Below are 25,912 nucleotides of genomic sequence, written 5' to 3' on the forward strand. Positions count from 1 at the left end.
CAGCCTGCCATGCGCCCGGGCGTGCCCGGTCACGCGGCCGCGGTGGCCTCGGTCACCGCCGGGCGCGTGACCGACCTCACCGGATGGTGATCGTGATCGTCGATCCCTGCGGCGCCTTCTGGCCGCCCTTCACGGACTGCTTCTTCACCGTGTCGCCGAACAGCCCGAGCAGCCCGCGGTCCTCCTTGACCTGGAACCCGGCGTCCTTCAGGGCCTGCTTGGCGTCGTCGACGCTGTCGCCCACCACGTCAGGGACCTCGATCATCTGCGGCCCCTTGGACAGGGTCAGCGTCACCGTGTCGCCCTCGGCGGCCTGGCCACCGGAGTCCGGCGACTGCGCGGCGACCTGTCCGGCGTCGAGCTCGGAGTTCACCCGCTCCGGGGCGACCTTCACCTTCAGGCCGGCGTCCTCCAGCTCGGAGCGGGCGTCCGCCAGGTCGGAGCCGGTGACGTCCGGGATGTCGACCGCGCTGCCCTTGCTGACGGTGAGCGCGACCGCCGAGCCCGCATGCCGCTCGGTGCCCGCCTCCGGATCGGTGCCGATCACCGAGCCCCGCGTCACCTCGTCGCTGAACTCCCGGTTGATCATGCCCGGCTCCAGCCCGCTGTCCCTCAGCACGGACCGGGCCTTGTCCAGCTTGTAGCCCTGCAGATCGGGCACCTTCACGGTCTCCGGGCCCTTGGAGACGGTCAGCTTCACCGCGTCGTGGTCGCGGATGCGGGCACCCGGATCCGGGTCGGTGCTGATGACCTTGCCCCGCGCGACCGTGTCGCTGTAGGCGTAGGTCACCTTGCCGGCCTCCAGACCGGCCCGCTCCAGCCGCTGCTTCGCCTGCGCCTCGGACTGCGCCAGCAGCGGCGGCACCTTGGTGAACTGCCCGGAGTTGATGTACCAGACGCCCGCGCCGACACCGAACACCAGCAGCACGGCGGCGATCAGGGTGATCAGCCGCCGGCGGGAGCGCGAGGGCCCCGGCCGCGGGGGAGCCGGCGGCGGGGTCTGCAAGCGGCTGGTGCGATTCAGCGCGGCCGCGTCGCCCTCGTCGTCCTCGTTGACCGGCAGCGGGCGGGGCACGGTCAGCGCGCGCGGGATCACGCTCGTGCGGTCGTCGGCGTTGTCGTGGTCCGCGGCCAGCGCCTGCGGCGGCACCGCGTCCAGCTGTTCCTCGCTCAGGCCGGCCCGCGCCTCGCGCGCCAGCGCCAGCAGGGCCACCGCGTCGTGCGGCCGCGCCTCGGGCGCGCGGGCGGTGGCCGCCGCCACCAGCCCGTCCAGGGCGTACGGCAGCCCCGGCACCAGCGTGGAGGGCGCCGGGACGTCCTCGTGCAGATGCTTGTAGAGCACGGCGGCCGGGGAGTCGCCGTCGTGCGGCTTCCCTCCGGTGAGCATCTCGTAGAGCACGACACCACACGCGTACACGTCCACGCGCGGGTCGGCCGTGCCCTGCTCGATCTGCTCCGGCGCCAGATAGGAGACGGTGCCGAGCACCTCACCGGTGGTGCTGGTGACGGTGTCCACCGAGCGCACCAGCCCGAAGTCGGCGACCTTGACCCGGCCGTCGTCCCCTATCAGGACGTTCTCCGGCTTCATGTCCCGGTGCACGAACCCGGCCCGGTGCGCGGAGCCCAGAGCGGCCAGCACCGGCTCCAGGATGTCCAGGGCGGCACGCGGCTGCAGCGCCCCGCGCTCGCGCAGTACGTCGCGCAGGGTGCAGCCGGCGATGTACTCCATCGCCAGATAGACGTACCGGCCGTCGGCGCCCTGGTCGAAGACCTGGACCACGTTGGGGTGGGCCAGCCTGGCGACGGACTTCGCCTCCCGGATGAAGCGCTCGACGAACGTGGCGTCGGCCGCGAGCGCCGGGTGCATCACCTTCAGCGCGAGCACGCGGTCCAGACGGGTGTCCAGGGCCCGGTAGACCGTGGCCATCCCGCCGGCCGCGATCCGCGCGTCGACGCGATACCGGCCGTCGAGCACCTGCCCGACGAGGGGGTCCGAGAGGGTCGTATCCACGCAGGCGAGTGTACGAGCCGTCACCGGCACCCCAGCCCTTTCACCCAGCCAGGGGGGTGACTGCAGCCGACCTGTGACGTGTCGCGCGCACCGGTATGACGCACGGGCCGCGGGCTTCAGAAAGCCGGCCGCTCCGGGTCCAGCCGGGCGACGCCCTCCGTGGGTGAGGACGCCTCGGCGAAGTGCCGCTTGGGAATCCGCCCCGCCCGGTACGCCAGCCGTCCCGCCTCCACCGCGTGGCGCATGGCCTCCGCCATCACCACCGGCTCCTGCGCCCGGGTCACCGCCGAGGCGAGCATCACACCCGCGCACCCCAGCTCCATCGCCATCGCCACGTCCGACGCCGTGCCCGCCCCCGCGTCCAGGATCACCGGCACGCGCGCGTCCTCGACGATCAGCTGGAAGTTGTGCGGATTGCGGATACCGAGACCGGAACCGATGGGCGAGCCCAGCGGCATGATCGCCGCACAGCCGACGTCCTGAAGCTTCCGCGCGAGCACCGGGTCGTCGTTGGTGTACGGCAGCACCGTGAACCCGTCGTCGACCAGCGTCTCCGCCGCGTCCAGCAGCTCGATCGGGTCCGGCAGCAGCGTGCGCTCGTCGGCGATCACTTCCAGCTTGACCAGGTCCGTGCCCAGCGCCTCCCGCGCCAGCCGGGCCGTGAGCACCGCCTCCCCGGCGGTGAAGCAGCCGGCGGTGTTCGGCAGCACCCGGATGCCCAGACGGTCCAGCACCGACAGCACCGAGCCGTGCACCTCGGGGTTGACCCGCCGCATCGCGACGGTCGTCAGCTCGGTGCCGGAGGCGACCAGCGCCCGCTCGAGCACCTCCAGGCTGGGCGCACCGCCGGTGCCCATGATCAGACGGGAGGTGAACGGCGTACCGCCGAGGACGAGGGGGTCGTCAGCCATGGTTCAGCCTCCCTGGACGGCGGTCAGGACCTCGACGCGGTCACCGTCGGCGAGGGCCGTCGTGGACCACCGGGTGCGCGGGACGACGGTCTCGTTGAGGGCGGCGGCCACCCCGGAGGGGGCAGCGGTCAGGGACTGCACGACGGCGTCGAGAGCCGTGCCGGGCTCGACACGGCGGGGCTCGCCGTTGACCGAGATGTTCATGCGGGCTGCTCCGTGAGGGTGCGTGCGGGCTGCTGCGCGGCGGCGTGAGAAAAGCGCTTCGGGGTGAAGGGGCGGGCCTCCTCCGGCAGCTCGCCGGTGACCAGGGCGTGGGCCAGCACGTCCCCGGTGACCGGGGTGAGCAGGACGCCGTTGCGGTGGTGGCCGGTGGCCAGCAGCAGCCCGTCCAGCGCGGTCGGGCCGAGCAGCGGCGCGTTGTCGGGGGAGCCGGGGCGCAGTCCGGCCCGGGTCTCCGTCAGCGGCAGCTCGGTGATGCCGGGCACCAGCTCGTGCGCGTCGCGCAGCAGCTCGTAGACGCCGCCCGCGGTGACGGTCGTGTCCCAGCCCATCTCCTCGCTGGTCGCGCCGACGACCAGCTCACCGTTCTCGCGGGGCACCAGATACAGCGCGCCGCCGCGCACCACGGCGCGCACGGTCCGGCTCAAAAACGGCGTCCGGTGGTTCGGCATGGTCAGCCTGAGGACCTGCCCCTTCACCGGCCGCACCGGCGGCAGCACGGCCTCCGGCACGCCCGCGAGGCGCCCGCTCAGGCTGCCGGCGGCGAGCACGACCTGTCCCGCGCCCAGCTCCTCGCCCTCGCTCGTGACGACGCCTCCCGCGCGCTCCCGCGCGACCGTGAGCCGCTCGGCCCGGGTCCGGTGGAACACCACCCCGGCCCGCTCGCAGGCGGTGACCAGCGCGGCCGCGAGCCGTCGCGGGTCCACCTGGTGGTCGCCGTCGACCCGCAGCCCACCGCGCACGCCCGGCGCGAGCATCGGCTCCAGGCGCCGGCAGTCCCGGCCCGACAGCCACTCCGACGCAAGGCCCGACTGCCGCTGCAGGGCGTGCAGTTCCTTGAGGTGGGCGCGGTCGTCGGCGTCCAGGGCGACGGCGAGCGTCCCGCTGCGGCGGTAGCCGAGGTCGTGGCCGGTGGCCTCGGTGAGTTCGGCCGCGAAGTCCGGATAGCGGCGCGCCGAGGCCAGGTTGAGGCCGAGCAGGGTCTGCTCGCCGTAGTGCAGTTCCGTGACGGCGGCCAGCATCCCGGCCGCCACCTGCGCGGCTCCGCCGCCGGGCTCGGGGTCCACGACCGCGGTGGCGAACCCCCTCTGCGCGGCCCGCCAGGCCGTGACCAGCCCGATGATCCCGCCCCCGATGACGAGGACGTCTGACGTACGCGTAGGCGACATGGGCGTCCAGCCCCTCCCTTCGCCGGCATGACCCGGATCAGGTTCGTACGGTCGGAGGCCGTCCCAGCCTCCCTCTCAGCCCGGTGCGTCCGGGCTCCCGCGAGTGCTTTACGGTGGCCACCCTAGCCCGTGCCGCTGTGTGTCTGTAAGGGAGCCTTCCGTCATGACCCGGTCCCTCGACGGTCTCGTCCTCGCCCCCGTCACCGATCAGGCGCCCGGTCAGGTGGGCACGCGCACCCGCTTCACGTACCACGAGCGCGGCGGCGAGATCTGGGCCGAGTACACCGGCGGCGACGTGGTGCGCGGGCATCTCGTGGGCACCCGGCAGGGGGACCGGCTGGACTTCCGGTACGTGCAGCTCAAGCAGGACGGGACGACCTCCGGCGGGCACTGCGTGTCCACGGTCGTTGAGCTGCCGGACGGGCGGCTGCGGCTGGAGGAGACCTGGGAGTGGGAGTCCCAGGAGGGCAGCGGCACCAGCGTGGTGGAGGAGCTGCCCGCGCGTGTGGAGCAGGTCACGGCACAGGACCGCTGACTGACGATGTGTCAGGTGTCTATGGTGATCAGGTGAGCGAGCAGACGCGGCAACGGGACACCTCGGCGGCGGCGCCGGCGCGGCGCGTGGTCGTCGCGGGCGCGGGCATGGCCGGGGTGCAGACCGCGGTGGCCCTGCGCGACCAGGGCTTCACCGGCAGCGTCACGCTGATCGGCGCCGAACCCCACCAGCCCTACGACCGGCCGCCGCTGTCCAAGGCCGTCCTGCTCGGCACGGCCGAGGGCTCCGCCTTCGACGTGGACTTCGAGGCGCTGGGCATCGAGCTGCGCCTCGGCTGCGAGGTGCTGGGCGTGCGCCCCGCCGACCACGAACTGGACACCGAGGCCGGCCCGGTCGGCTACGACGTCCTCGTGCTCGCCACCGGCGCCGAACCGATCACCCTGCCCGGCGCCGAGGGCGTGCCCGGGGTGCACCTGCTGCGCACCCTGGACGACGCCGAGCGGCTGCGCCCGGTGCTCGCCCGGCAGCACGACATCGTCGTCGTCGGCGCGGGCTGGATCGGCGCCGAGTTCGCCACGGCCGCGCGCGAGGCGGGCTGCGCGGTCACCGTCGTGGAGGCCGCCGACCGCCCGCTCGCCGGGGCGCTGCCCGCCGAGGTCGCCGCGCCGATGACCGAGTGGTACGCCGACGCCGGTGTCGCGTTGCGCACGCACGCGCGCGTGGCGGGCGTCGAGCCGGGCGTGGTGGTCCTCGACGACGGCACCCGGCTGCCCGCCGGCGCGGTCGTCGTCGGCATCGGCGCACGGCCCGCCACCGGCTGGCTGGCCGGCTCCGGCGTCGAGCTGGGACCGCGGGGCGAGGTGGTGGCCGACGCGCAGCTGCGCACGTCGCTGCCGGACGTGTACGCGGTCGGCGACTGCGCCTCCTTCCCCTCCGCCCGCTACGGCGAACGCCTGCTCGTCCACCACTGGGACAACGCCCTCCAGGGGCCTCGCACGGTCGCCGCGAACATCGTCGGCGACACTCTCGCGGAGTACGACCCGGTGCCGTACTTCTGGTCCGAGCAGTTCGGCCGCTTCGTCCAGTACGCCGGCCATCACACCGCGGCCGACCGCACCGTGTGGCGCGGTGACACCTCCGGCCCGGCCTGGACGGTGTGCTGGCTGCGGGAGGGCCGGCTCATCGCCCTGCTGGCGGTGGGCCGCCCCCGCGACCTGGCCCAGGGGCGGCGGCTGATCGAGGCGGGCACGGCCATGGATCCGGAGCTGCTGGCGGACCCGGCACGCCCCTTGAAGGCCGCGACCGCGGCGGCTTGACGGTGCTCGACCAGCCATGACGTGACCGCGGTCGACCACGCCACGTCGCGGCCCTGGCATCGCGGCAGGGTCGGTGGAGCGCCTACGCTTGGTTCCGTGACCGAGATTGACGCAAAGATCGATGCTCTCGTCCCCGCCTGGCTCACCCTTCCCGACATCGCCGAGATGCTCGGCGTCGAGGTGACGCGTGTCCGGCAGCTGGTCAAGGAGGGCCAGCTCATCGCCGTACGCCGCGGTGAGAACCGCGCACTGCACGTCCCCGCCGCCTTCATCGACGGGGACAAGGTCGTCAAGGGCCTGACCGGCACCCTGACGCTCCTGCGGGACGACGGGTTCACGGACGAGGAGATGCTGGAGTGGCTCTTCACGCCGGACCCGAGCCTGCCCGGCACGCCCGCGCAGGCGCTGAGCGAGAATCGCGGCACGGAGGTGAAGCGCCGCGCCCAGGCGCTCGCCGTCTGACGCACCCGCACTGAACACCGCCGACACAGGGGCCGTGGTCCGGGTGGCCACGGCCGGGGCCGCGCACGGCCTCGGACACGCCGCCCGGGCCGCGGCGCCCGCCGTCACGGCGCTTTGCGTCCGCGGCGCCGCGCGTCCGCGGAACTCTTCGGCTCCGTGGCCCGACGGCTGCGGCCCGCCTGGTGTGGGCTGCGTGGGCTGCCGTGGGGATTTGGCGCGCGCGTCGCGGCCCGGGCCTGCGAGAAGGCAGAAGGCCGCTCCAGCCGTGAGCCGTGAGCCGGGCGCGTGTCGCGCCCCCGGCCGGGGCCGGGCTCCCGGTCGTGACGGTTCGCGGGATACGTTCCTGGGGTGCGTCCGTGGGCCGGTCCGCGGAGCGCGCCGCCGCAGCCCGCACGCCGCGGCTCCTACGATCCGGCACACCGCACCCACCCCCGGGGGGACCCATATGACCACCGCCGCCACCGCTCGTGCCCACCTCGCCGACGCCCGGCTGTACCTGTGCACCGACGCCCGCAGGCGCCAGGGCGACCTGCCCGAGTTCCTCGACGCGGTCCTCGCCGGCGGCGTCGACATCGTGCAGCTGCGCGACAAGGGCATGGAGGCCGCCGAGGAGCTGGAGCACCTGAGCGTCTTCGCCGACGCCTGCGCCCGCCACGGCAAGCTCCTCTCGGTCAACGACCGCGCCGACGTCGCCCACGCGGCCCGGGCCGACGTCCTGCACCTCGGGCAGGGCGACCTCCCGGTTCCGGCGGCCCGTGCGATCCTCGGCGACGACGTGCTGATCGGCCGCTCCACCCACGCCGAGGCGGAGGCGAAGGCCGCCGCCGTCCAGGAAGGCGTGGACTACTTCTGCACCGGCCCGTGCTGGCCGACCCCCACCAAGCCGGGACGGCACGCCCCCGGCCTCGACCTGGTCCGGCACACCGCCGCGCTCGGCACCGACCGCCCCTGGTTCGCCATCGGCGGCATCGACCTCGGCAACCTCGACGAGGTGCTCGAGGCGGGCGCCCGCCGTGTCGTCGTCGTCCGGGCGATCACCGAGGCGCAGGACCCGGGTGCCGCGGCGGCGGAGTTCGCCAAGCGGCTGCGCCGGCTCTGAGCGCGGAGGCGGCCGTCGCGGACCCACCGGTGCCCGCAGCTCACCCGCCCGCGTCTCATGAATGTCCAAGGGGTGGACAACAGCCCGGCAATTCCGGCAAATCTCCCACTTTCGGTTGGGGGATCGTCCACCCCTGGCTAACCTGCCCGTATGGCCCTAGGAACCGCATCCACCAGGACTGATCGCGCCCGTACCGTGCGCGACATCCTCGCCACCGGCAAGACGACGTACTCGTTCGAGTTCTACGCGCCCAAGACGCCGGCCGGCGAGCGGAACCTGTGGAACGCCCTGCGCAGGGTCGAGGCCATGGCCCCCGACTTCGTCTCCGTCACCTACGGCGCGGGCGGCACCACCCGCACCACCACGGTGAAGGAGACCCAGCAGATCGTCGTCGACACCACGCTCACGCCGGTCGCCCACCTCACCGCGGTCGACCACTCCCTCGCGGAACTGCGCAACATCATCGGCCAGTACGCCGACGCCGGTATCCGCAACATGCTCGCCGTGCGCGGCGACCCGCCCGGCGACCCGATGGGCGAATGGGTGCCGCACCCGCAGGGTCTGACGTACGCCGCCGACCTCGTCCGGCTCATCAAGGAGTCGGGCGACTTCTGTGTGGGCGTCGCCGCCTTCCCGGAGATGCACCCGCGCTCCACCGACTGGGACAGCGACATCCGGCACTTCGTCGACAAGTGCCGGGCCGGGGCGGACTACGCCATCACGCAGATGTTCTTCCATCCCGAGTCCTATCTGCGCCTGCGCGACCGCGTCGCCGCGGCCGGCTGCGACACCCCGGTGATCCCGGAAGTCCTGCCGGTGACCAGCATGAAGATGCTGGAGCGCCTCCCCAAGCTGAGCACCGCCGCCTTCCCGGACGAGCTGAAAGAGCGGATCCTCACAGCACAGGACGATCCGGCCGCTGTACGCTCCATTGGCATCGACTTCGCCACGGAGTTCTGCGCGCGGCTGCTGGCCGAGGGAGTGCCGGGTCTGCACTTCATCACGCTCAACAACTCCACGGCGACGCTGGAAATCTACGAGAACCTGGGCCTGCACCACCCTCCGCAGGCCTAGACCGGCCGCACCGCCGTACGACACACTGCGGAGCGGCCACTGGGAGAGGGGCGTACATGGGCTGGACGGTCCTCTACATCGCATTCGGCGGCGTCGCGCTGTGGCTGCTCGGTGAAGTGCTGCTGCAGTACAAGGCGCGGCTTCGCTGGCGGCTGCTCGCGTTCGTCGGCTTCCTCGTCGTCGTGCTCGGCGTGCTGATCCCGTCGGTCGTCGTCATCGGAGTGGGCGCTGCGGCGTTCGCGATCGGGCAGACCTACGTCACGCTGTCGTTCCGGCGTGGCTTCGCCGCGGGCTGGGCGGTGCGCCGCCATGACGACGAGCCCGTGAAGGGGCGCCGCGGCCGGGCCGGGCGCCGGGACCCCTCGTCGGAGGTCTCCGACCTGGAGACGTCCGCCGCGGGACACCACGACGCGGACGCGGCCCACGGCGGCTCCTTCGCCGCCGAGACCATGTCCTACGGCCCCGACGACGACCACGACGACGTCTTCACCCCGGCCCGCACGCCCGCCGCCATGGCCGCCGAGCCGACCACGGTCTACGAGCCGCAGCCGTTGCCCGACGACACCGGCTCCTACGGCGTCTACGGCGACCCCGCGTCCTCCACCGCGTACGCGTCGACGGCCCAGACCGCCGCCGAGGACCAGTCGGCCTACGGCTACGACTACTCCGGCTACGGCCAGTACGGCTACGACACCACCGGCCAGCAGCAGTACGCCGCATACTCCGACCCGTACATCGGCAACCAGACCTACGGCGGCGCCTCGTACGACGCCACCTACGGCGGTTCGTACGACCAGCAGGGCTACGGGCAGGACCCGTACCTGGGCGGCTACGACCAGACGACACCGCCGGACGGGGTCTGGGTCCCGCAGCAGCGCACCGACGACTCCTACGGCGGGGAGTTCCCGCAGGAGCAGCCCTACCCCTACCAGCAGGGCACCGGGACCGGCCAGCAGCAGGCCGGCCACGGCTTCGACGAGCAGTACCGCTTCTGACGCCGCTCCGCGTCTGTCACTGGGAGCCGCGGAACTGCGGCCCCTCGACGATGAGCCCGGCGACGAGGGCGCCCGACATGCCGGCGTGGGGGAGCCCACCACCGGGGTGCGACCAGCCACCGACCCGGTAGAGGCCGGGCAGGCGGGTGGTGTTGGCCGGGTGCAGGAAGGCGCCGTGGGCGGCGGCCAGCGAGGGGGCGGGTATGGCGCCGAAGTGGGTGCCCGTCTCGTCCTCGGTGCGGTCCGGGCTGCACACCTCGCGCCACAGGACACGCTTGCGCAATCCCGGAACGGCCGCTTCGGCAGCGTCCACGACGAGATCCGCGAACCGCTCGGCGTTGCCGTCGACATCCCAGTCGGCCTCGGTCGGCGCGACGGCCGACAGCACGACGGACTCGTGATCCGCGTCCGGGCACAGGGCAGGGTCGTCGGGCCGCAGCACCGTCACCGTGGGGCGCACCGGCTCGCTGGGGCGGGCGGTGAGGAACTCCAGCTCGGCGGTTCTGTCGGGGGCGTGCACGACCGTCCGGTGGGGCGCACCGGCCTCGCGCGCCCCTCGCAGGGCCAGCAGCACCGTGAACCGGCCCGGGCGGGCGGTCACCGTGTCCGCCCGGACGTCGCCGTCCGCGTCGAGCAGATGCTCGGTCAGCCTGTTGAGCCGCACGGGGTCCACCCCGGCCACCACATGATCGGCCTCCGCCACCGTGCCTGACCCGGAGCCGAAAGCCCGGGAGGTGCCCCCAGCCAGCTCCACCCCCGCGGCCCGGCCGTCCTTCTCCGCGATGCCCGTGACCTCGGCGCCGAAGACGAACTCGACCTTGCGTGCGAGGCACCGCTCGTACACGGCCCGCGCCAGCTCACGGATGCCGCCGCGGACGTACCAGAGGCCGAAGGCGTGCTCCATGTACGGCAGCACCGCCGCGCTCGCGGGCGTACGGCGCGGGTCGAGGCCGTAGGCGAGGGCGTGGCTGTCGAGCAGGGCCGACAGGCGCTCGTCGCCCAGCTCCCACGCCCCGATCTGCTCCAGCGTCGCCGCCTTCCGGGTCCGCAGCAGCCGCTTGCGCTCCAGCGCCGGGTAGGGCTCCTTGTCCGCCAGCACCCGCCAGTTCGGCCACAGGGGCTCCTCCAGCAGGGGCCGGCGGGTGCGGTCCCATGTCTCGCGGGCCCGGACCAGGAAGTCGCCCCAGCGCTCACCGGCGCCCTTGCCGAGCGCCTCGTCCAGGGCGGCGACCACGCCCGCGCGGGAGGCGTTCGGCAGGGACACGCGCGTGCCGTCCGGGAAGACGTGGTGCGAGGCCGGGTCGACCTGCATCAGATCGACGCAGCTCTCCAGCGGCTCCTTGCCGGTCTTGACGAACAGATCCCGCCACACCGCGGGCAGCGGCAGCAGCCCCGGGCCCGTGTCGAAGCGGAACCCGTCCCGCTCGAAGCGGCGCACCGCTCCGCCGTACGTGTCCGACCGCTCGTACACCACCACCCGGTGGCCCGCGACGGCCAGCCGGGCGGCGGCCGCCATCGCGCCCATCCCGGCGCCGATCACCGCAATCCGTGCCATGCATGCGACTTTATCCGCCCCCACCGACACCGCCGACCGAGTGCCCTGGGCATGAGCGCGCAGGTCTGAGTATCCGTACTCAGCCGGTGAGATGAGTAGCTGTGCGGATGGGCCCGGACCTGCATGAACGAGAGAGTGGAGGCACGGAGAAGGGGCACGGCCGAAGTACCGGCGACACGGGGCGCCGGAACCTCGGCGGCCCTCGATCCGCTCCTTCCGCCGGCGGACGCCGGCGGGAGCGAGACACGGGGGAGATCCGGGGGACGACCGCACCACGGGGGTCTCACGGGGGGACGTACGGGGGAGCAACAGGAAGCGCCGGTTCCGGCGTGGCCCGCGGGGGACGCGGCCACTTCGGACCGGCGCTTTCCCGTGCGCGCAGCGGTCAGCGCCCATCGGCCGGCGTCCACCGGCCCACCGGTCAGCGCTCGGCGGTCAGCCGCGGCCGCTCACTCGGCCCTGCAGCAGCCGCGACAGCGCCGCGTGGACGTCGTCCAGGGAGCGCTCCGGCTGGAAGGACTTCCAGTCCAGGGCGGCCACCAGCACCATGCCGACCAGGGCCGCGGCGGTCAGCGGGACATCGATCTCCTCGCTGAACTCGCCGTTCTCCACGCCCTCGCGCAGGACGCCTTCGACGACCGCGACCGCCTCCTGCCGGACCACCATCAAGGTGGACTGCCAGGCCCGGTTGGTGCGCCACAGCTCCGCCACGTACAGCTGGGTGAAGGCCGGGTAGCGGTCGATGAACACGAGCCCCGCGCGGATCATCGCGTCCAAGGCGTCCACCCGGGAGCCGCCCCCGCTCGCGGTGGACTCGGCGGCCTGGCGCAGGGAGGCGGTCAGCAGGCCCACGCCGTGCCGCAGCAACTCCTCGAACAGGACCGACTTGCTCGCGAAGTTGTAGTAGACCGTGCCCTTCGCGACGCCCGCCCGTTCGGCGATCTCGTCCACCGTGGTGGCGGAGAACCCCTGCTCGGCGATGAGCGTGACGGCGGCCTCGTAGAGCTTCTGCCGGGTGGCCTCGCGGCGGGAGCTGCCGCCCGGCGTGGTGCTGCTGTCCATGGCGCTGATTCTCACAGGTCCCGCGCGGCGGTACGTGCGCGTGGTCACCGGCTCGGCCCCGGGTGCGGCGGTCACAGGCTCAGCTCCGGGTGCAGCCGGTCCAGGGTCCACACCTGCCGGCGTCGCGCCGACAGGGCGGTCAGGGCGAGCGCCCCGGCCGTGAACGCCGCCAGGACCGCGCACGCCGTCCACACCGGTTGCAGCCCGCCGCCAGTGATGAGCCGGCGCAGGGCCTCGACCACGTAGCTCATCGGCAGGAACGGGTGGATCGCGTTGAAGAAGCCCGGCGAGGTCTGCACCGGATAGGTGCCGCCCGCCGAGGTCAGCTGGAGCATCAGCAGGGCGAGGACGAGGATGCGGCCGGCCGCGCCGAAGCGGGCGTTGAGCCACTGCACGATCCCCGCGAAACACGCCGCCACCAGGAACAGGAAGCCGACCGTGCCGGCCGCGCGGGCCATCTGCAGACCGATCGCCCAGTGCAGGACCGCCATGAGCGCCGCCGTCTGCAGGACGCCGACGGCCACCACCGGCAGCCAGCCCGCCAGCGCGATCCGCCACGCCGGGGCGCCCGCGGCGAGCGCGCGCCGGTTCATCGGCGGGATCAGCATGTACGCCACCATCGCGCCCACCCACAGCGACAGCGGGATGAAGTACGGGGCGAAGCCGGTGCCGTAGTTCGGCGCGTCGTGCAGGTCGTGGGAGGCGAGCCGGACCGGGTCGGCCATGACACCGGTGCGCTGGTCACGGTCCTGCCGGTCGTAGTCGGGGATCTTCCCGGCGCCGTCGTGCAGCCCGCCGGCGAGCTTTCCGGAGCCGTCGACCAGCTTGTACATGCCGCCGTTCAGGGTCTCGGCGCCGGTCTTCAGCTTGCCGACGCCCTGGTCGAGGGTGCCGGCCCCGGTCGAGGCGGTGCCGAGCCCGCTGTGCAGCTTCTTGGCACCCGCGGCGACCTTGGCCGCGCCGTCGTTGAGCTTGTTGATCTTCGATACGGCGTCGTCGAGGTCCTCGGTCAGGTGCGGGGCGCGCTGGGCGAGGGCCTGCGCCTGCTTCTGCAGGGTGGCGAGGTTGGCGCGGATGGTCGTGAGATCGCCGTTCTGGTCGGCGATCAGGGTGTTGAGGTCGTCCGCGATACCCGCCACGTCGGCGGCCGCCTGCTTGGCGTCCTTCAGCTTGGCGCAGCCGGAGTCCGGCAGCAGGGACTTCTCGCAGTGCTCCCGGTAGAAGGAGTTCAGCGCGTCGGAGGCCAGATGGGCGCCCTTGGCGGCCTGCGGCGCCCGCTTCACCAGGTCGTCGAGGTTGTGCTGGACGGCGGCCGCGGAGTCGGCGACGAGCCGGGCGGTGTCCCCGATGGTCTTCTGGTTGGCCTTCAGGAACGGGCGCACCTGGTCGGCGGTGCCGTTGACCTTGCCGGCGAGCGTCCGGGTGCCGTCGGCCACCTGCTGCGAGCCGTCCTCCAGATCACCGGCGCCCTGGTTCAGCTTGGTGAGCCCGGTGTTCAGCTTGCCGCTGCCGGCCTTGGCTTCCTTCAGTCCGTCGGCGAGGTCCTTGGAGCCCTTCTCCGCCTTGCCGATGCCGGTGCTGAGCCGGTCGGCGCCGCCCGCTGCCTGGACGGTCTTGTCGTGGATGTCGGAGAACGAGATGAAGATCTTGTCCAGGAAGGAGCGCGACGCCTTGGTGGAGGCCGCCGTGCGCACCTCGCTGAACACCGTCCGGGAGATCTGCCCGACGATGTAGTTGTTGGCGTCGTTGGTGCGCACCTGAAGGGCGCCGGTCTCGGGGTGGTCACCCGCGCTGGAGGCGATCCGCTCGCTGAAGTCGGCGGGCATGGTCAGCGACAGGTAGTACGTGCCGTCCTCGACGCCCCGGTGGGCCTGCTCTGGGCTCACCTGATGCCATGCGAACGTGCGGCTCTCCAGCAGGCGCTGCGTGATGTCGTCGCCGGCGGTGAGCTTCTTCCCCCCGACGGTGGCGCCCTTGTCCGCGTTCACCAGGGCGACGGGGATGCGGTCGAGGCGGCCGTAGGGGTCCCAGAAGGACCAGAGGTACAGCGCGCCGTACAGCAGGGGGAGCAGCAGCAGCGCGACCAGGGCGGCGCGCGGCAGCTTGCCCCGGCCGAAGCGCCGCAGCTCAAGAGCGGCCAGTTTCGGCGAGCGCATCGGCCGCCGCCTCCTTCGCGTCGTCCTCGGGGCTCTCGTCGCCCTCGGGGGTCTCTTCGGCCGTGCCGGCCTCGTCCTCGTCCGCGTCGTCGGGGGTGGTGCCGTCCGCGCCGGTTGCGCGCTCGCCGCCGGTGGTGACGGTGACGGCGCCCTCGGGTGCCTCGCTGCACACCGCGACGACGGTGATGCCGGCCCCGGTCAGGGACCTGAGCAGCTCCCACATCTCGGCACGCCCGGCGTCCGCCAGCTTCAGATCCGCGTCGTCCACGCCGAGCAGCCCGGGCCGCCCGATCAGGGCGAGCGCGACCGACAGCCGCAGCGCCTCCAGCCGCTCCAGATCCCGTACGGCGGTGCGGGGACCCTTGGGCAGGGTCTCCGGGTCGAGCCCGGCGGCCGCCAGGGCGGCGTCGATGCGCCGGGCGGCGGTCGCGGACCGCGTGCGCGGCCGGAGCAGGGCGCGCACCCCGTCACCGAAACGCCGCTGGAGCAGGGCCCGTTCGCGCAGGTGCTCGCCGACGGTCAGGGCCGGATCCAGGTCGGTCACGCCGGGGACGTGGGCGAGCGCGCTGACCCGGCGCAGGGCGGCCATCCGCTTCGGCAGCCGGTGGCCGCCGACCGTGACCGTCCCCTCGGTGGGACGCATACGTCCGGTGAGTGCGAGCAGGAGACAGGTACGGCCCGAACCGGACGGTCCGGTGACCGCGATCAGCGCACCCGGCTCCGCGTCGATGTCGATGCCGCGGAACGCCCAGCCCCGCGGCCCCTTGAGTCCGAGGCCGCGGGCGGCTATGGCGAGCCCGGGCGAGTCGTCGTCCACGTGACCCCCTGAGTTTTTGAACTGACTGGTCAGTGCAAAAACTAGCCCGAACCTTCGATCGAGGCAAAAGCCCAGGTCAGAACGGATTGTCAGTGGCATACCTCACGATGGGCACATACGGCACCCCATCGGGCAGTGCCGTCACGCAGACGACAGGAGGTTCGTCATGGCCACCTACTCCGCAGCCGCCCACCGGCGCCGCGCCACCGGCCCTGCCCCCTCACTGAACGGCCCGGCAAGCGACGTGCACCCGGTGCTGCGCCGGGCCTCTGCCCCGCCCGCCGCACTCGACCTGCTCGCCCAGGCCCGCGCCGGCCTCGAGGAGGCCACCGTCCTCGAGACCCCCAACGAGCGCTACGCCACGGCCCACCTCGCCGCGCTGCGCACCGCCGCCGCCGTGCTCGCCGCCCGCGGCCGCCCCGAGACCAGTCCCAGGAAGCGGGCCAGGATCCGGAGTGCCTGGGAAGTGCTCCCCGAGATCGCGCCCGAACTGACCGAGTGGAGCGCCCTGTTCGCCTCCGGCGCCCGGCGCCGTGCCCTGGCCGAGGCGGGCATCCAGGGCGCGGCCGGCCACCGCGACGCCGACGACCTGATACGCGACGTGGCGATGTTCCTCCGCCTCGTCGAGCGGATGCTGGTCCTCCAGCCGGTCCTGCCGCAACCACGCCAGGAGACGGACGAGGCGGGCCGCCGGGAGGTGAGGGGCGCGGACATGCCGGACGCGGGCTGACCGCGGTGGCCTGGGGCGACCGCGGAGGCAATAGGGTGGAGCACGCCTGAAGCCTTCCGTCCCGCACCCGGGCCCGGAGGGCAGCCCGTATCGCGCCGCCGGGACGTGGCGGTGCCGCGCCGAGGAGTCAACCAACGTGTCGGACCCGATGCGACCCCGAGCCTCTCTTCGTACCGCCGTCGTCTGGGAGGTCCTCCAGGACGCCCTCGACCGGCGGGTGAAGGCCACGGGCCGGCAGGTGCTGGACGTCCTCGACACCGGGGGCGGCAGCGGCAACTTCGCGGTGCCCGTCGCCCGCCTCGGCCACAAGGTCACCGTCGTCGACCCCAGCCCCAACGCGCTGTTCGCCCTGGAGCGCCGCGCCGCCGAGGCGGGCGTGGCCGACCGGGTGCAGGGCGTGCAGGGCGACGCCCACGGCCTGTTCGACGTGGCGGAGCGCGGCGGCTACGACGTGGTCCTGTGCCACGGCGTCCTGGAGTACGTGGACGACCCGGCCGAGGGCGTGCGCAACGCGGTCGCCGCACTGCGCTCCGAAGGCGTGCTGAGCCTGCTCGCCGCCGGCCTCGGCGGAGCCGTGCTCGCCCGGGCGCTCGCCGGGCACTTCAAGGAGGCCCGGCAGGCCCTCGCCGACCCCGACGGCCGCTGGGGCACCGGCGACCCGGTGCCGCGCCGCTTCACCACCGAGCAGCTCACCGGGCTGGTGGAGAGCGCGGGACTGCGGGTCGCCGCGGTGCACGGCGTGCGGGTCTTCGCCGACCTCGTCCCCGGGGTGCTCGTCGACACCGAGCCCGGTGCGCTGGAGGCGCTGCTGAAGCTGGAGGAGGCCGCCGCCGAACTCCCCGCGTTCCACTCCGTGGCGACCCAGCTGCACATCCTGGGTGAGACGCGGGCGACGGCGCAGGGCTGAACCGGCCCCCGAGGCGATCCGTGGCGCGCCGTTGATCAGCGCGTTGGCGGCGGATGGAGTCCGCCACAGACCCCCCGTTCGGGTGCGTGTCGCCGTATGATCTAAGGAGACCGCCCGGCATGACGGGTCGGCCGCCGGGGAATGGAAGCCTCAGCGAGCCGGGACGCCCATGACGGATTCCGGTTGGCCAATTGGCGCAGAGGGGCGGGTTTCACGGGGGCGATTCCCTGCCTATCCTGAAGGGACCCCCCGGGTCGCCCCGGCGACTGCACGATGAGGAGGACTCCGTGCCGCTCTCGGAGCACGAGCAGCGCATGCTCGAGCAGATGGAGCGAGCGCTGTACGCCGAAGATCCCAAGTTCGCGTCGGCGCTCGAGGGAAGCGGGCTGCGTACGTACACCCGGCGGCGGGTCTACCAGGCGGTCGCGGGCTTCCTCGTGGGTATCGCGCTCCTCATGGCCGGAATGGTCGCCAAGCAGGTCTGGCTCAGTGTCGTGGGCTTCCTCGTGATGCTGGGGTGTGCCGTCCTCGCGGTGACCGGCTGGCGCAAGGCGCCCAAGCCGGGAGAGCAACCGGCCGCGGCCGGTCCGCACGCGCGGCGGCAGCGCGGTCCGAAGCGCTCCATGATGGACCGCATCGAACAGCGCTGGCAGCGCCGCCGCGACGAACAGGGGCACTGAGGGCCAGGTTCTCGACGACATCCCGAGGGGTGACCACCAGAAGGTGGTCACCCCTCGCGCGTCTGCGCCTACGGGCCCCGGCAGTCCGGTGGGGGTGCGCGGCGCGAGGCGCACACTGCGCGGCGGGGGTCAGGACGACCCCGCCGCCGCGTGGGCTCGGTGGGCCTGAGGGGCGGGCGACCCGGTTGGCCAGGCGGAGGGAGTCCCGCGCCGCAGCGCCAGGTCCGGCCGGAGGCGGCTTCCGCCGTGGGAGCTCCACCCGCCAGCGCCCCGGGGCCGCCGGGGAAACCGCGGGTCGGTCGTGGAGCCCGGGCCGGCTAGGGGGATTCCCGCGTCGGTCGGCCGGGGGCCCGGTCGGCCAGCCGCGAGAATCCCGGGGCCGCCGGGGAAACCGCGGGTCGGTCGCGGAGCCCGGGCCGGCTAGGGGGATCCCGCGTCGGTCGGCCGGGGGCCCGGTCGGCCAGCCGCGAGAATCCCGGGGCCGCCGGGGAAACCGCAGGTCGGTCGTGGAGCCCCGGGCCGGCGAGCCCCTGTCGGTCGGCCGGGGGCCCGTCGGCCAGCCGGGCGTCGGCCAGCCGCGAAACCCTGGGCCGCCGAGGAAACCGCGGATCGGCCGGGGACACCCGGGCCGACTAGCGGAGCCCCCGTCGGCCGTCCCAGGGGAGCCCCCTCGGCCGGCCCAGGGAGCCCCGTCGGCCGGGCGTCGCCTCTCGCTGTGTCAGCCGGTGCGCTGGCCCGAGGGGCGGTGGAGCAGGTGGGTCCAGCGCTGGGACCAGCGGGATGTGAGTGCTGTCCAGCGGGCCGAGAGGTCCCACAGTGCGCGGACCGCTGAGCGGGGGGCGACGAGGGCTCGCAGGCGGGTGCGGCGGTCGGCCTTCGCTCGGAGCGCGGCCCGCATCCGGCGCACATCGTCGGCCAGCCCGGCCTCCGCCCGCGGACGCGGCGCGTACAGCACCTGTTCCACGGCGCCCGCCACCCGGTGCACCGACGCGGCCGCCGGTCCCTCCAGCTCACCCAGCCGCACGATCCGCGCCGCCGCCTTGCGCGGGGTGAGCGCGTCGTCCGGCGGGATGCCGTAGTCCCACGCCGTGTCGATCAGCTCGCGCCACACCGCCAGGACATGCCCGGCCGCCGCCTGCTGCGCGGCGAGCCGCGCCGGCTCCGCGGTCACCTCCAGGTCCTCGGCGCCGCCCTTGCGGCCCGGGCCGGACGCGGCCGGTGCGCCCGCCGCGTGCTGCGCCGACGCCAGCCGCAGCGCGCGCCGCCGCACCCGCCACAGCATGGGCAGCAGCAGCACGCTCAACGCCGCCAGGCCCAGCAGCGTCCAGGTGGTGATCGCCCACCAGGGTGTGGAGCCGCCGCTGCCCTGCGTCGGGTTCAGCGGCAGCGCACCGGCGCACTCGTCGAGCTTCTTGGCCTGCGCCGAGCAGCTCGTGCTCGCCGAGGGCGCCGCCGACGGGGCGGTGCCCGCCGAACGCGTGGCCTGCGGAGCCTCGGGGACGTTGTTGCCGGGGCTGTCCGGCTGGGTGTAGGACGGCGTCGTCCCGCGGGTCGGCGTCGGCTCGAAGCGGGTCCAGCCCACGCCCTCGAAGTACAGCTCCGGCCAGGCGTGCGCGTCCTTCACCCCCACCGCGACCGAGCCGTCCGACTGCACCGTCCCCGGCGCGAAACCGACCGCGACCCGGGCGGGTATGCCCAGCGTCCGGGCCATCGCCGCCATGGCGAAGGAGAAGTGGACGCAGAAGCCCTCCTTGTCCTTGAGGAACTTGGCGATCGCGTCGGGCCCGCTGCCCACCTCCACCTGCGTGTCGTACTGGAAGCCGCCGGTCAGCGCGAAGTAGTCCTGCAGCGCGACCGCCTTGTCGTAGTCGCTCGTCGCGTTCCGGGTGATCCGGCGGGCCGTGCGCGCCACCACGGACGGCACCGAGCCCGGCACCCTGGTGTACTCCTGGCGGATCCGCTCCGGCGCCTGTGGAGCCGACGCCAGCTGCTGGGCAGTCGGCCGCACATCGAGGCTGCGCACCTCGTACGTCTCACCGCGCGTGGTCTGGCCGTGGTCGCCGACCAGCGTCATGCCCACCGGCTCGTAGCGCCACTTGCCGCCCACGGTCACACCGCTCGGCGGGTACGGCATCGGCAGCCAGTCCTGGGCGTACCAGTCGGCGGCGGAGACGCGGGTGGTGATCTGCGCGCGCCTGACGTCCGCGCCCAGGCCGGCCGGGCTGGGGAACTCCTCCGGCACCTCGGTGATGTGCCGCTTGGCGGGCTTCCAGGTGGTGCCGTCGAAGTCGTCCAGCGACACGATCCGCAGGTACAGGCCGCTGATGTCGTCGCTGTTGGTGCGCAGGACCATGGCCGTGCGGTCCTCGTCCTGGTTCAGGCTGTCGCGCAGCGAGACCAGCGGGTTGACCGCGGAGATCGTGCCCCCGCCGCCACTGCCCGAGCCCACGCCCGCCCGGGCGTCGGCCAGCAATCCGCCCTGGATCGCCGGCAGCGGAAGCAGCGGCACCACCAGGGCGATGCCCAGCGCGACGGCGCCGATGCGCCGGCCCGTGCGCACCGGGGCCAGCGGGCCGTCCGGCGCTCCGGGGACGTGCGGGGTGCCGCCGAAGACACGGCCCCACTGCGACAGCCGCTCCCGGCCCTCGGCGAGCAGCAGCATCAGATACCCGGCGGCCGCCACCAGGAACCACAGCCAGCTCATGCCGCCGTCGGACAGCCCCGCCGCGACCGAGTACAGCGCGAGCAGCGGCAGCCCCGCCGGGGCCGCGCTGCGGTAGGTCACGGCGAGCGTGTCCACCAGCAGCCCGATCACCATCACGCCGCCGACGAGCATCAGCCGGATGCCGTCGGACTCCAGCGGCGCAGGGATCGCATATCGCGCTATGTCGTCCGAGCCCTGCCGCAGCAGGTCGGAGAAGTGCTGCAAGGCCTGCGGGCCGGGGACGAACCCGGCCACCGCCTGCCGGCCGGCGAAGACCAGGGTGAGCAGCAGCAGGGTGACCAGCGCCTGCGCGGCCACGGTCAGCGGCCGGGCCAGCGGCACCCGCCGGGCCGCCGCGCCCACGCCGGACTGGATCGCCAGCAGGATCGCCGCCTGGAGGATCCAGGTGGCCGGGTCGACCAGGGGCAGCAGCGCGCAGGACGCCATCACCGTGGCCGCCCAGGCGAACAGCGCCAGCCGTGCCCGTCCGCTCATCATCGTGCCTCCCCCGTACGGCCCTGCCCGCCCGCGGCCGCGAGAGCCGTGCGCTCCCGGTCCGCCTGGCGCCACAGATCGGCCGGCGTCGCACCCCGCGGGACGCTCAGCGCCGTCCAGCCCGCCTCCCGCAGCAGCCGCAACCGCTCCTGTGTCCTGTTCATCGGACGAGGGGCGTCGATCGGTTCACGCAGCCACACCTCGCTGTCGAGCACGAACGCGATCGCGCCCGCGCTGCGCTGCCGCATCCGGGCGGCCACCGCGGCCTGCTGCTCGTCCAGGTCACCGAAGAAGGCCACCAGCAGCCCCTCGTTGCCGCCGCGCAGCACGTCGTAGGCCCGGGACAGACCCGCGCCGTCGGAGTGGTCGATCACCGCGAGGGTGTCCATCATCATCCCGGCCGCGTCCGCGGACTGCTGGCTGGCGCCCGCGAACCCGTCGGCACCCTCGCCGGGCACGGAACTGCCGGTGTCGGTGAGCAGCCGCACCGAGAAGCCCCGCTCCAGCATGTGCGTCAGCACCGAGGCGCACCCCGACACCGCCCACTCGAACGCGGAGTCCGGGCCCGCGCCGCGGAAGGCCACGCCCCGGGTGTCCAGCAGCACGGTGCAGCGCGAGCGCTGCGGCTGCTCCTCGCGCCGCACCATCAGCTCGCCGTAGCGGGCGGTGGACCGCCAGTGCACCCGGCGCAGATCGTCGCCGTAGCGGTAACCGCGCGGGATGACGTCGTCCTCGCCGGCCAGGGCCAGCGAACGCAGCCGCCCGTCGCCGTACCCCTTCGCCTCGCCGGTCAGTCTCACCGGCGGCAGCGGCTCCACCCGCGGGATCACCGTCAGGGTGTCGTACGAGGAGAAGGACCGCGTCAGTTCGCACATGCCGAACGGGTCCGACAGCCGCAGCTGGAGCGGGCCCAGCGGGAAGCGGCCGCGCAGGTCGGAGCGGACCCGGTAGGACACCTCGCGGCGCCCGCCGGCCTCCACCCTGTCCAGCACGAAGCGCGGGCGCGGACCCAGCACGTAGGGCACCCGGTCCTGGAGCATCAGCAGTCCCGTGGGCAGCCGCGAGACGTTGTCCACCCGCAGATGGACCCGGGCCTCGCTGCCCGCGGGCACCCGTGCGGGGCTCAGCCGGCGGCTGCCGGCGACCCGGTAGCGGGTGCGGTAGAGCACGGCCGCGCACAGCAGTGGCAGCGCCGCCAGCAGCAGTCCGACGCGCAGCAGCCCCTCCTGGCCGAGGACGTAGGCACAGATCGCGGCGGCGATGCCGGCGGCCAGGAAGGAGCGGCCGCGCGTGGTCAGCCCGGCCAGGGCCGTCCGCATGCCGCCCTGCTCCCCGCGGCCGGCCTGCGGACGTCCCGTCCCCCCGTCGTAGGCCATCACAGCCTCCGCGGCGGCTGCTGCGGGTAGGCCGGGGCGGCGGTGGCGCCCAGGCCGAAGCCGTGCTGCTGCGAGGCGGCCGGGACCGGGGTGTGCTGCAGGATCTCCAGCACGACCTGCTCGGCCGTACGGCGGTTGAGCTGGGCCTGGGCGGTGGGCAGCAGACGGTGCGCGAGGACGGCCACGGCGAGCGCCTGCACGTCGTCCGGCAGCGCGTACTCCCGGCCGCTGAGGGCCGCGGACGCCTTCGCCGCGCGCAGCAGGTGGAGCGTCGCGCGGGGGGAGGCGCCCAGTCTGAGGTCCGGGTGGGTGCGGGTGGCGGCGACCAGGTCCACCGCGTAGCGCCGGACCGTGTCGGCGACGTGGACACCGCGGACGGCATCGATCAGCTTCACCACGTCGTGCGCGTGCGCCACCGGCTGGAGGTCGTCCAGGGGGCTGACGCCGCCGTGCACGTCCAGCATCTGCAGTTCGGCCTCCGGGCTGGGGTAGCCGATGGAGACACGGGCCATGAAGCGGTCGCGCTGCGCCTCGGGCAGCGGGTAGGTGCCCTCCATCTCGACCGGGTTCTGCGTGGCCACCACCATGAAGGGGCTGGGCAGCTCGTAGGTCTGCCCGTCGATGGTGACCTGGCGCTCCTCCATCGACTCCAGCAGCGCCGACTGCGTCTTGGGCGAGGCCCGGTTGATCTCGTCGCCGATCACGATCTGCGCGAAGATCGCGCCCGGCTTGAACTCGAAGTCCCGGCGCTGCTGGTCCCAGATGGACACACCGGTGATGTCCGAGGGCAGCAGGTCCGGGGTGAACTGGATCCGCCGCACCGAGCAGTCGATCGAACGCGCCAGCGTCTTGGCGAGCATCGTCTTGCCGACACCGGGGACGTCCTCGATCAAGAGGTGTCCCTCGGCGAGCAGCACGGTCAGTGCCAGCCGAACGACCTCGGGCTTGCCCTCGATCACTCCCTCCACGGAGCTGCGCACACGCTCCGCGGTGGCGGTCAGATCTGTAAGGCTCGCTCGCTCGTCATAGGTCGTCACCCGGCCCTCCTCGGCCCGTTTCTTGCTTTCGGGCCGCCGCTCTGTGATGCGAAACCGGCCCACCCCGAATCACGGACACCCCGCGGAAAAGGTTCCACGCGACGTCACAACCGCATTCTTGTTGCCGTTACCGGTTCGTGTCACTCGCCTGTGGACAACTGGCTGCGATATGTCAGCCCTTGCGGCCTTTCGGCCCTGGAAACGCCGGATTTCGCGAACGATGCGTGAGAGGAACGCGAGGACCGGGCTCCGGAACGGGTATCCGCGATCGTCCTGGCCGCGCTGTTCGGGCGCGGCCGGCACCGGTCAGCACGTCACTCCACTGCCGTGACCCACATGGGTGACGCAGGCGGTGCCGAACGGGTGAATTTCCCGGATCCGGCGCTACGCGCGCCTGCCGGTGCACGACGCGCAGGCCGGTTGATTGACCGCGAGACAGGGTGGACTAAAGTGACGCGAAGCGGGAGGCGAGGCCCTCCCCACGGGACGTCCCGTCCCCCGTAAGAACGCTGCAAGACCCCCGGCGTGCTGTCCGGAGATCTCCCACGTGCGCGGCGCGTACGTACGGCTCGGCCTCCTCCCGCTCCCGGCCGGCCGCCGCCGTGAGGCGCCGGTCGGCCTCCCCTTCCGGGAGCGGGCGGGGACCCGGCGGTGCGGAGCGTTCGCGCCGGACCTGAGAGGGCCCCTTGAGTCAGAGTCGACACGTCCCGGTGATGCTCCAGCGGTGTCTGGACCTGCTGGCGCCCGCCCTGCAGGAGCCGGGGGCGGTCGTCGTCGACTGCACCCTGGGCCTGGGCGGCCACAGCGAGGCGCTGCTGACCCGCTTCCCCGAGGCCCGGCTGATCGGCCTCGACCGCGACAAGGAGGCGCTGCGGCTCTCCGGCGAGCGGCTCGCGCCCTACGAGGAACGCGCCACGCTCGTGCACGCCGTCTACGACGAGCTGCCCGAGGTCCTCGACCGGCTCGGCATCGCGCGCGTGCAGGGCGTGCTGTTCGACCTGGGCGTCTCCTCCATGCAGCTGGACGAGGCCGATCGCGGGTTCGCCTACGCGCAGGACGCGCCGCTCGACATGCGCATGGACCAGACCACAGGGGTCAGCGCCGCCGAGGTGCTCAACACCTATCCGCCCGGCGAACTCGTCCGCATCCTGCGCGCGTACGGCGAGGAGAAGCAGGCCAAGCGGATCGTGTCCGCGATCGTGCGCGAGCGGGAGAAGGAGCCGTTCAGCAACAGCGCACGGCTGGTGGAGCTGATCCGGGACGCGCTGCCGCAGGCCGCCAAGCGCACCGGCGGCAACCCGGCCAAGCGCACCTTCCAGGCGCTGCGCATCGAGGTCAACGGGGAGCTGTCCGTACTGGAGCGGGCGATCCCGGCCGCGGTCAAGACGCTCGCTGTGGGCGGACGCATCGCCGTCCTGTCCTACCACTCCCTGGAGGACCGGCTGGTCAAGCAGGTCTTCGCGGCCGGCGCCGCCACCACCGCGCCGCCCGGGCTGCCCGTTGTGCCGGAGCGTTACCAGCCGCGGCTCAAGCTGCTCACCCGTGGTGCCGAACTTCCCACCGAGGAAGAGGTCGTCGAGAACCGCCGGGCGGCCCCCGCGCGGCTGCGCGGCGCCGAGCGCATCAGGGAGGACGTGGAGTGAGCCAGGCGACGGGGCGGGCCCGCGCGGGGATCACCCCCCGGCGGCCGGGGCCGACGACGGCCGCGACACCCGGCGGGGGCGTCAGGCTCCGCCGCTCACGCCCGGCCACGGCCTGGGCACCCGGGTCCCGCCACCTGGCCGGGCTGTCCTGGGCCACCCGCGGCACGTCGCCCACGCGCGCGTCCGCATCACCCGGCGGCCTTGCGCGGCCCGGCCTACCGGGAGGGCGACTGCCGGCGCCCGGTCCGCGCCGACCGCACCATCCGCGAGCGGTGCGGCGGCCGCGCCTGCCGTACGGTCCGCGCCGACCGCACCACCCGCGAGCGGTGCGGCAGCCGTGCATGCCGTCAGCCCCGTCGGACCGGCACCCGCCCGCGTCCTCGGTACGGCGCGGCAGCGACCACGTGGCACAGCGACGAGCGAACCCGGGGGAGGGGCGATGAGTAGGAAACCCCAGCTGAAGGGGCGGGCCGCGCGGCTTGCTCGGTTGTTTCCGGGGGCCGGGCGGGGGCAGGCGGCCCGTACGCCGTTCGTCCTGCTCGTCGTCCTGCTGCTGGGCGGCGGGCTCATCGGGCTCCTCGTGCTGAACTCCGCGCTCAGCGAAGGCTCGTTCCAGCAGGACGATCTGCAGAAGGACACCAAGTCGCTCACCGACGAGGAGCAGGCCCTGCAACGCGACGTGGACGCCTACTCCGCCCCCGAGGCCCTGCAGCGCCGCGCCCGCGAGCTGGGCATGGTGCCGGGCGGCGACCCCGCCTTCCTCGGCCTGGACGGCACCGTCAAGGGCTTCCCCTCGCCCGCCGCCGACCTCGAGGACGCCCCGCTCGTCATCGCCCCGGAGGCCGCGCCCACCGGCCAGGCACCGACACCCCCGGCGTCCTCCTCGGGTTCCCCCTCCCCGACAGCGACAGCGACAGCGACGGCGACCGTGGCCCCCGCCTCCCCGGCGGCCGCCACCCCGCCCCAGACATCCCAGACGACGCCCCCCGGCAGGTGAC

At 73.7% G+C, this 25,912-nt stretch carries 22 protein-coding genes and 1 riboswitch; of the genes, 11 read left to right on the plus strand and 11 right to left on the minus strand.

Translation table 11 applies throughout. The features are described from left to right. Window positions 1-76 precede the first annotated feature (76 nt). The 4 genes from pknB to thiO all read right to left on the minus strand — a co-directional run bounded on the left by pknB (window position 77) and on the right by thiO (window position 4,310). Window positions 77-2,011, minus strand: a complete 1,935-nt coding sequence (gene pknB / locus AB0J12_RS27640) for a Stk1 family PASTA domain-containing Ser/Thr kinase (protein WP_363267156.1) — start codon at window positions 2,009-2,011, stop codon at window positions 77-79. A gap of 116 nt (window positions 2,012-2,127) precedes the next feature. Next, window positions 2,128-2,922 (minus strand): thiazole synthase, encoded by a 795-nt coding sequence (locus tag AB0J12_RS27645; protein WP_363267157.1) that lies wholly within the window; start codon window positions 2,920-2,922, stop codon window positions 2,128-2,130. 3 nt (window positions 2,923-2,925) lie between these two features. Further along, window positions 2,926-3,126: a sulfur carrier protein ThiS gene (gene thiS / locus AB0J12_RS27650; protein WP_363267158.1), complete on the minus strand. Its 201-nt coding sequence runs from the start codon at window positions 3,124-3,126 to the stop codon at window positions 2,926-2,928. Further along, complete coding sequence (thiO, locus tag AB0J12_RS27655) at window positions 3,123-4,310, minus strand: glycine oxidase ThiO (protein WP_363267159.1); 1,188 nt, start codon at window positions 4,308-4,310, stop codon at window positions 3,123-3,125. Before thiO ends, thiS begins: the two co-directional genes overlap by 4 nt. Beyond that, window positions 4,308-4,421, minus strand: a riboswitch (TPP riboswitch). Its footprint overlaps the gene before it by 3 nt. Before the next feature lie 52 nt (window positions 4,422-4,473). Between thiO and AB0J12_RS27660 the strand changes: the two genes are divergently transcribed. The 6 genes from AB0J12_RS27660 (at window position 4,474) to AB0J12_RS27685 (ending at window position 9,752) form a co-directional block, all read left to right on the plus strand. Beyond that, the gene (locus AB0J12_RS27660) at window positions 4,474-4,845 is read left to right on the plus strand and encodes a hypothetical protein (protein ID WP_363267160.1); all 372 of its coding nucleotides are present in this window, start codon (window positions 4,474-4,476) and stop codon (window positions 4,843-4,845) included. Window positions 4,846-4,877: 32 nt separating this feature from the next. After that, window positions 4,878-6,122 (plus strand): FAD-dependent oxidoreductase, encoded by a 1,245-nt coding sequence (locus AB0J12_RS27665; RefSeq protein ID WP_363267161.1) that lies wholly within the window; start codon window positions 4,878-4,880, stop codon window positions 6,120-6,122. A gap of 96 nt (window positions 6,123-6,218) precedes the next feature. Continuing rightward, window positions 6,219-6,584, plus strand: coding sequence for an Rv2175c family DNA-binding protein (locus tag AB0J12_RS27670; protein ID WP_073936587.1), 366 nt, complete (start codon window positions 6,219-6,221; stop codon window positions 6,582-6,584). A gap of 445 nt (window positions 6,585-7,029) precedes the next feature. Then, window positions 7,030-7,683 carry a thiamine phosphate synthase gene (gene thiE / locus AB0J12_RS27675; RefSeq protein ID WP_363267162.1) on the plus strand — a complete coding sequence of 218 codons (654 nt, stop codon included), beginning with the start codon at window positions 7,030-7,032 and terminating at the stop codon, window positions 7,681-7,683. 150 nt (window positions 7,684-7,833) lie between these two features. Beyond that, window positions 7,834-8,757 (plus strand): methylenetetrahydrofolate reductase [NAD(P)H], encoded by a 924-nt coding sequence (gene metF, locus AB0J12_RS27680; RefSeq protein ID WP_363267164.1) that lies wholly within the window; start codon window positions 7,834-7,836, stop codon window positions 8,755-8,757. Between the two features lie 56 nt (window positions 8,758-8,813). Further along, window positions 8,814-9,752: a hypothetical protein gene (locus AB0J12_RS27685; protein WP_363267165.1), complete on the plus strand. Its 939-nt coding sequence runs from the start codon at window positions 8,814-8,816 to the stop codon at window positions 9,750-9,752. Window positions 9,753-9,768: 16 nt separating this feature from the next. Here the strand turns inward: AB0J12_RS27685 and AB0J12_RS27690 are convergent, their stop codons facing one another. From AB0J12_RS27690 to AB0J12_RS27705, 4 genes are all read right to left on the minus strand, one after another. Continuing rightward, entirely contained in the window at window positions 9,769-11,307 is a 1,539-nt protein-coding gene (locus AB0J12_RS27690) for an NAD(P)/FAD-dependent oxidoreductase (RefSeq protein ID WP_363267166.1), read from the minus strand. Between the two features lie 435 nt (window positions 11,308-11,742). Further along, the gene (locus tag AB0J12_RS27695; protein ID WP_363267167.1) at window positions 11,743-12,369 is read right to left on the minus strand and encodes a TetR/AcrR family transcriptional regulator; all 627 of its coding nucleotides are present in this window, start codon (window positions 12,367-12,369) and stop codon (window positions 11,743-11,745) included. Between the two features lie 71 nt (window positions 12,370-12,440). Then, entirely contained in the window at window positions 12,441-14,525 is a 2,085-nt protein-coding gene (locus AB0J12_RS27700) for a YhgE/Pip domain-containing protein (RefSeq protein ID WP_363267168.1), read from the minus strand. Further along, window positions 14,497-15,342: an ATP-binding cassette domain-containing protein gene (locus AB0J12_RS27705; RefSeq protein WP_363267169.1), complete on the minus strand. Its 846-nt coding sequence runs from the start codon at window positions 15,340-15,342 to the stop codon at window positions 14,497-14,499. Before AB0J12_RS27705 ends, AB0J12_RS27700 begins: the two co-directional genes overlap by 29 nt. A gap of 166 nt (window positions 15,343-15,508) precedes the next feature. Here AB0J12_RS27705 and AB0J12_RS27710 point away from each other — a divergent pair, with 166 nt between their 5' ends. The 3 genes from AB0J12_RS27710 (at window position 15,509) to AB0J12_RS27720 (ending at window position 17,659) form a co-directional block, all read left to right on the plus strand. Continuing rightward, entirely contained in the window at window positions 15,509-16,072 is a 564-nt protein-coding gene (locus tag AB0J12_RS27710) for an SAV_6107 family HEPN domain-containing protein (RefSeq protein WP_363267170.1), read from the plus strand. 136 nt (window positions 16,073-16,208) lie between these two features. Further along, the gene (locus tag AB0J12_RS27715; RefSeq protein ID WP_363267171.1) at window positions 16,209-16,979 is read left to right on the plus strand and encodes a methyltransferase; all 771 of its coding nucleotides are present in this window, start codon (window positions 16,209-16,211) and stop codon (window positions 16,977-16,979) included. Window positions 16,980-17,266: 287 nt separating this feature from the next. Continuing rightward, the gene (locus tag AB0J12_RS27720) at window positions 17,267-17,659 is read left to right on the plus strand and encodes a DUF3040 domain-containing protein (protein ID WP_363267172.1); all 393 of its coding nucleotides are present in this window, start codon (window positions 17,267-17,269) and stop codon (window positions 17,657-17,659) included. 718 nt (window positions 17,660-18,377) lie between these two features. Here the strand turns inward: AB0J12_RS27720 and AB0J12_RS27725 are convergent. The 3 genes from AB0J12_RS27725 to AB0J12_RS27735 are packed head-to-tail and all read right to left on the minus strand — an operon-like array spanning window position 18,378 to window position 23,271. After that, window positions 18,378-20,858: a DUF3488 and transglutaminase-like domain-containing protein gene (locus AB0J12_RS27725; RefSeq protein WP_363267222.1), complete on the minus strand. Its 2,481-nt coding sequence runs from the start codon at window positions 20,856-20,858 to the stop codon at window positions 18,378-18,380. Beyond that, a complete protein-coding gene (locus AB0J12_RS27730; protein WP_363267173.1) occupies window positions 20,858-22,234 on the minus strand; it encodes a DUF58 domain-containing protein in 1,377 nt (458 codons plus the stop codon). The genes AB0J12_RS27725 and AB0J12_RS27730 overlap by 1 nt, the downstream gene beginning before the upstream one ends. Further along, window positions 22,234-23,271: a MoxR family ATPase gene (locus tag AB0J12_RS27735; protein WP_363267174.1), complete on the minus strand. Its 1,038-nt coding sequence runs from the start codon at window positions 23,269-23,271 to the stop codon at window positions 22,234-22,236. Before AB0J12_RS27735 ends, AB0J12_RS27730 begins: the two co-directional genes overlap by 1 nt. A 686-nt stretch (window positions 23,272-23,957) precedes the next feature. On the opposite strand from AB0J12_RS27735, the gene rsmH reads away from it, so the two are divergent. Together rsmH and AB0J12_RS27745 are read left to right on the plus strand one after the other, a co-directional pair. Next, the gene (rsmH, locus tag AB0J12_RS27740; RefSeq protein ID WP_363267175.1) at window positions 23,958-24,914 is read left to right on the plus strand and encodes a 16S rRNA (cytosine(1402)-N(4))-methyltransferase RsmH; all 957 of its coding nucleotides are present in this window, start codon (window positions 23,958-23,960) and stop codon (window positions 24,912-24,914) included. Window positions 24,915-25,353: 439 nt separating this feature from the next. Then, window positions 25,354-25,911 carry a septum formation initiator family protein gene (locus tag AB0J12_RS27745; protein ID WP_363267176.1) on the plus strand — a complete coding sequence of 186 codons (558 nt, stop codon included), beginning with the start codon at window positions 25,354-25,356 and terminating at the stop codon, window positions 25,909-25,911. Window position 25,912 lies beyond the last annotated feature (1 nt).

It is taken from the genome of Streptomyces sp. NPDC049915 (assembly GCF_040656475.1).
In the GTDB taxonomy this organism is placed as follows: domain Bacteria; phylum Actinomycetota; class Actinomycetes; order Streptomycetales; family Streptomycetaceae; genus Streptomyces.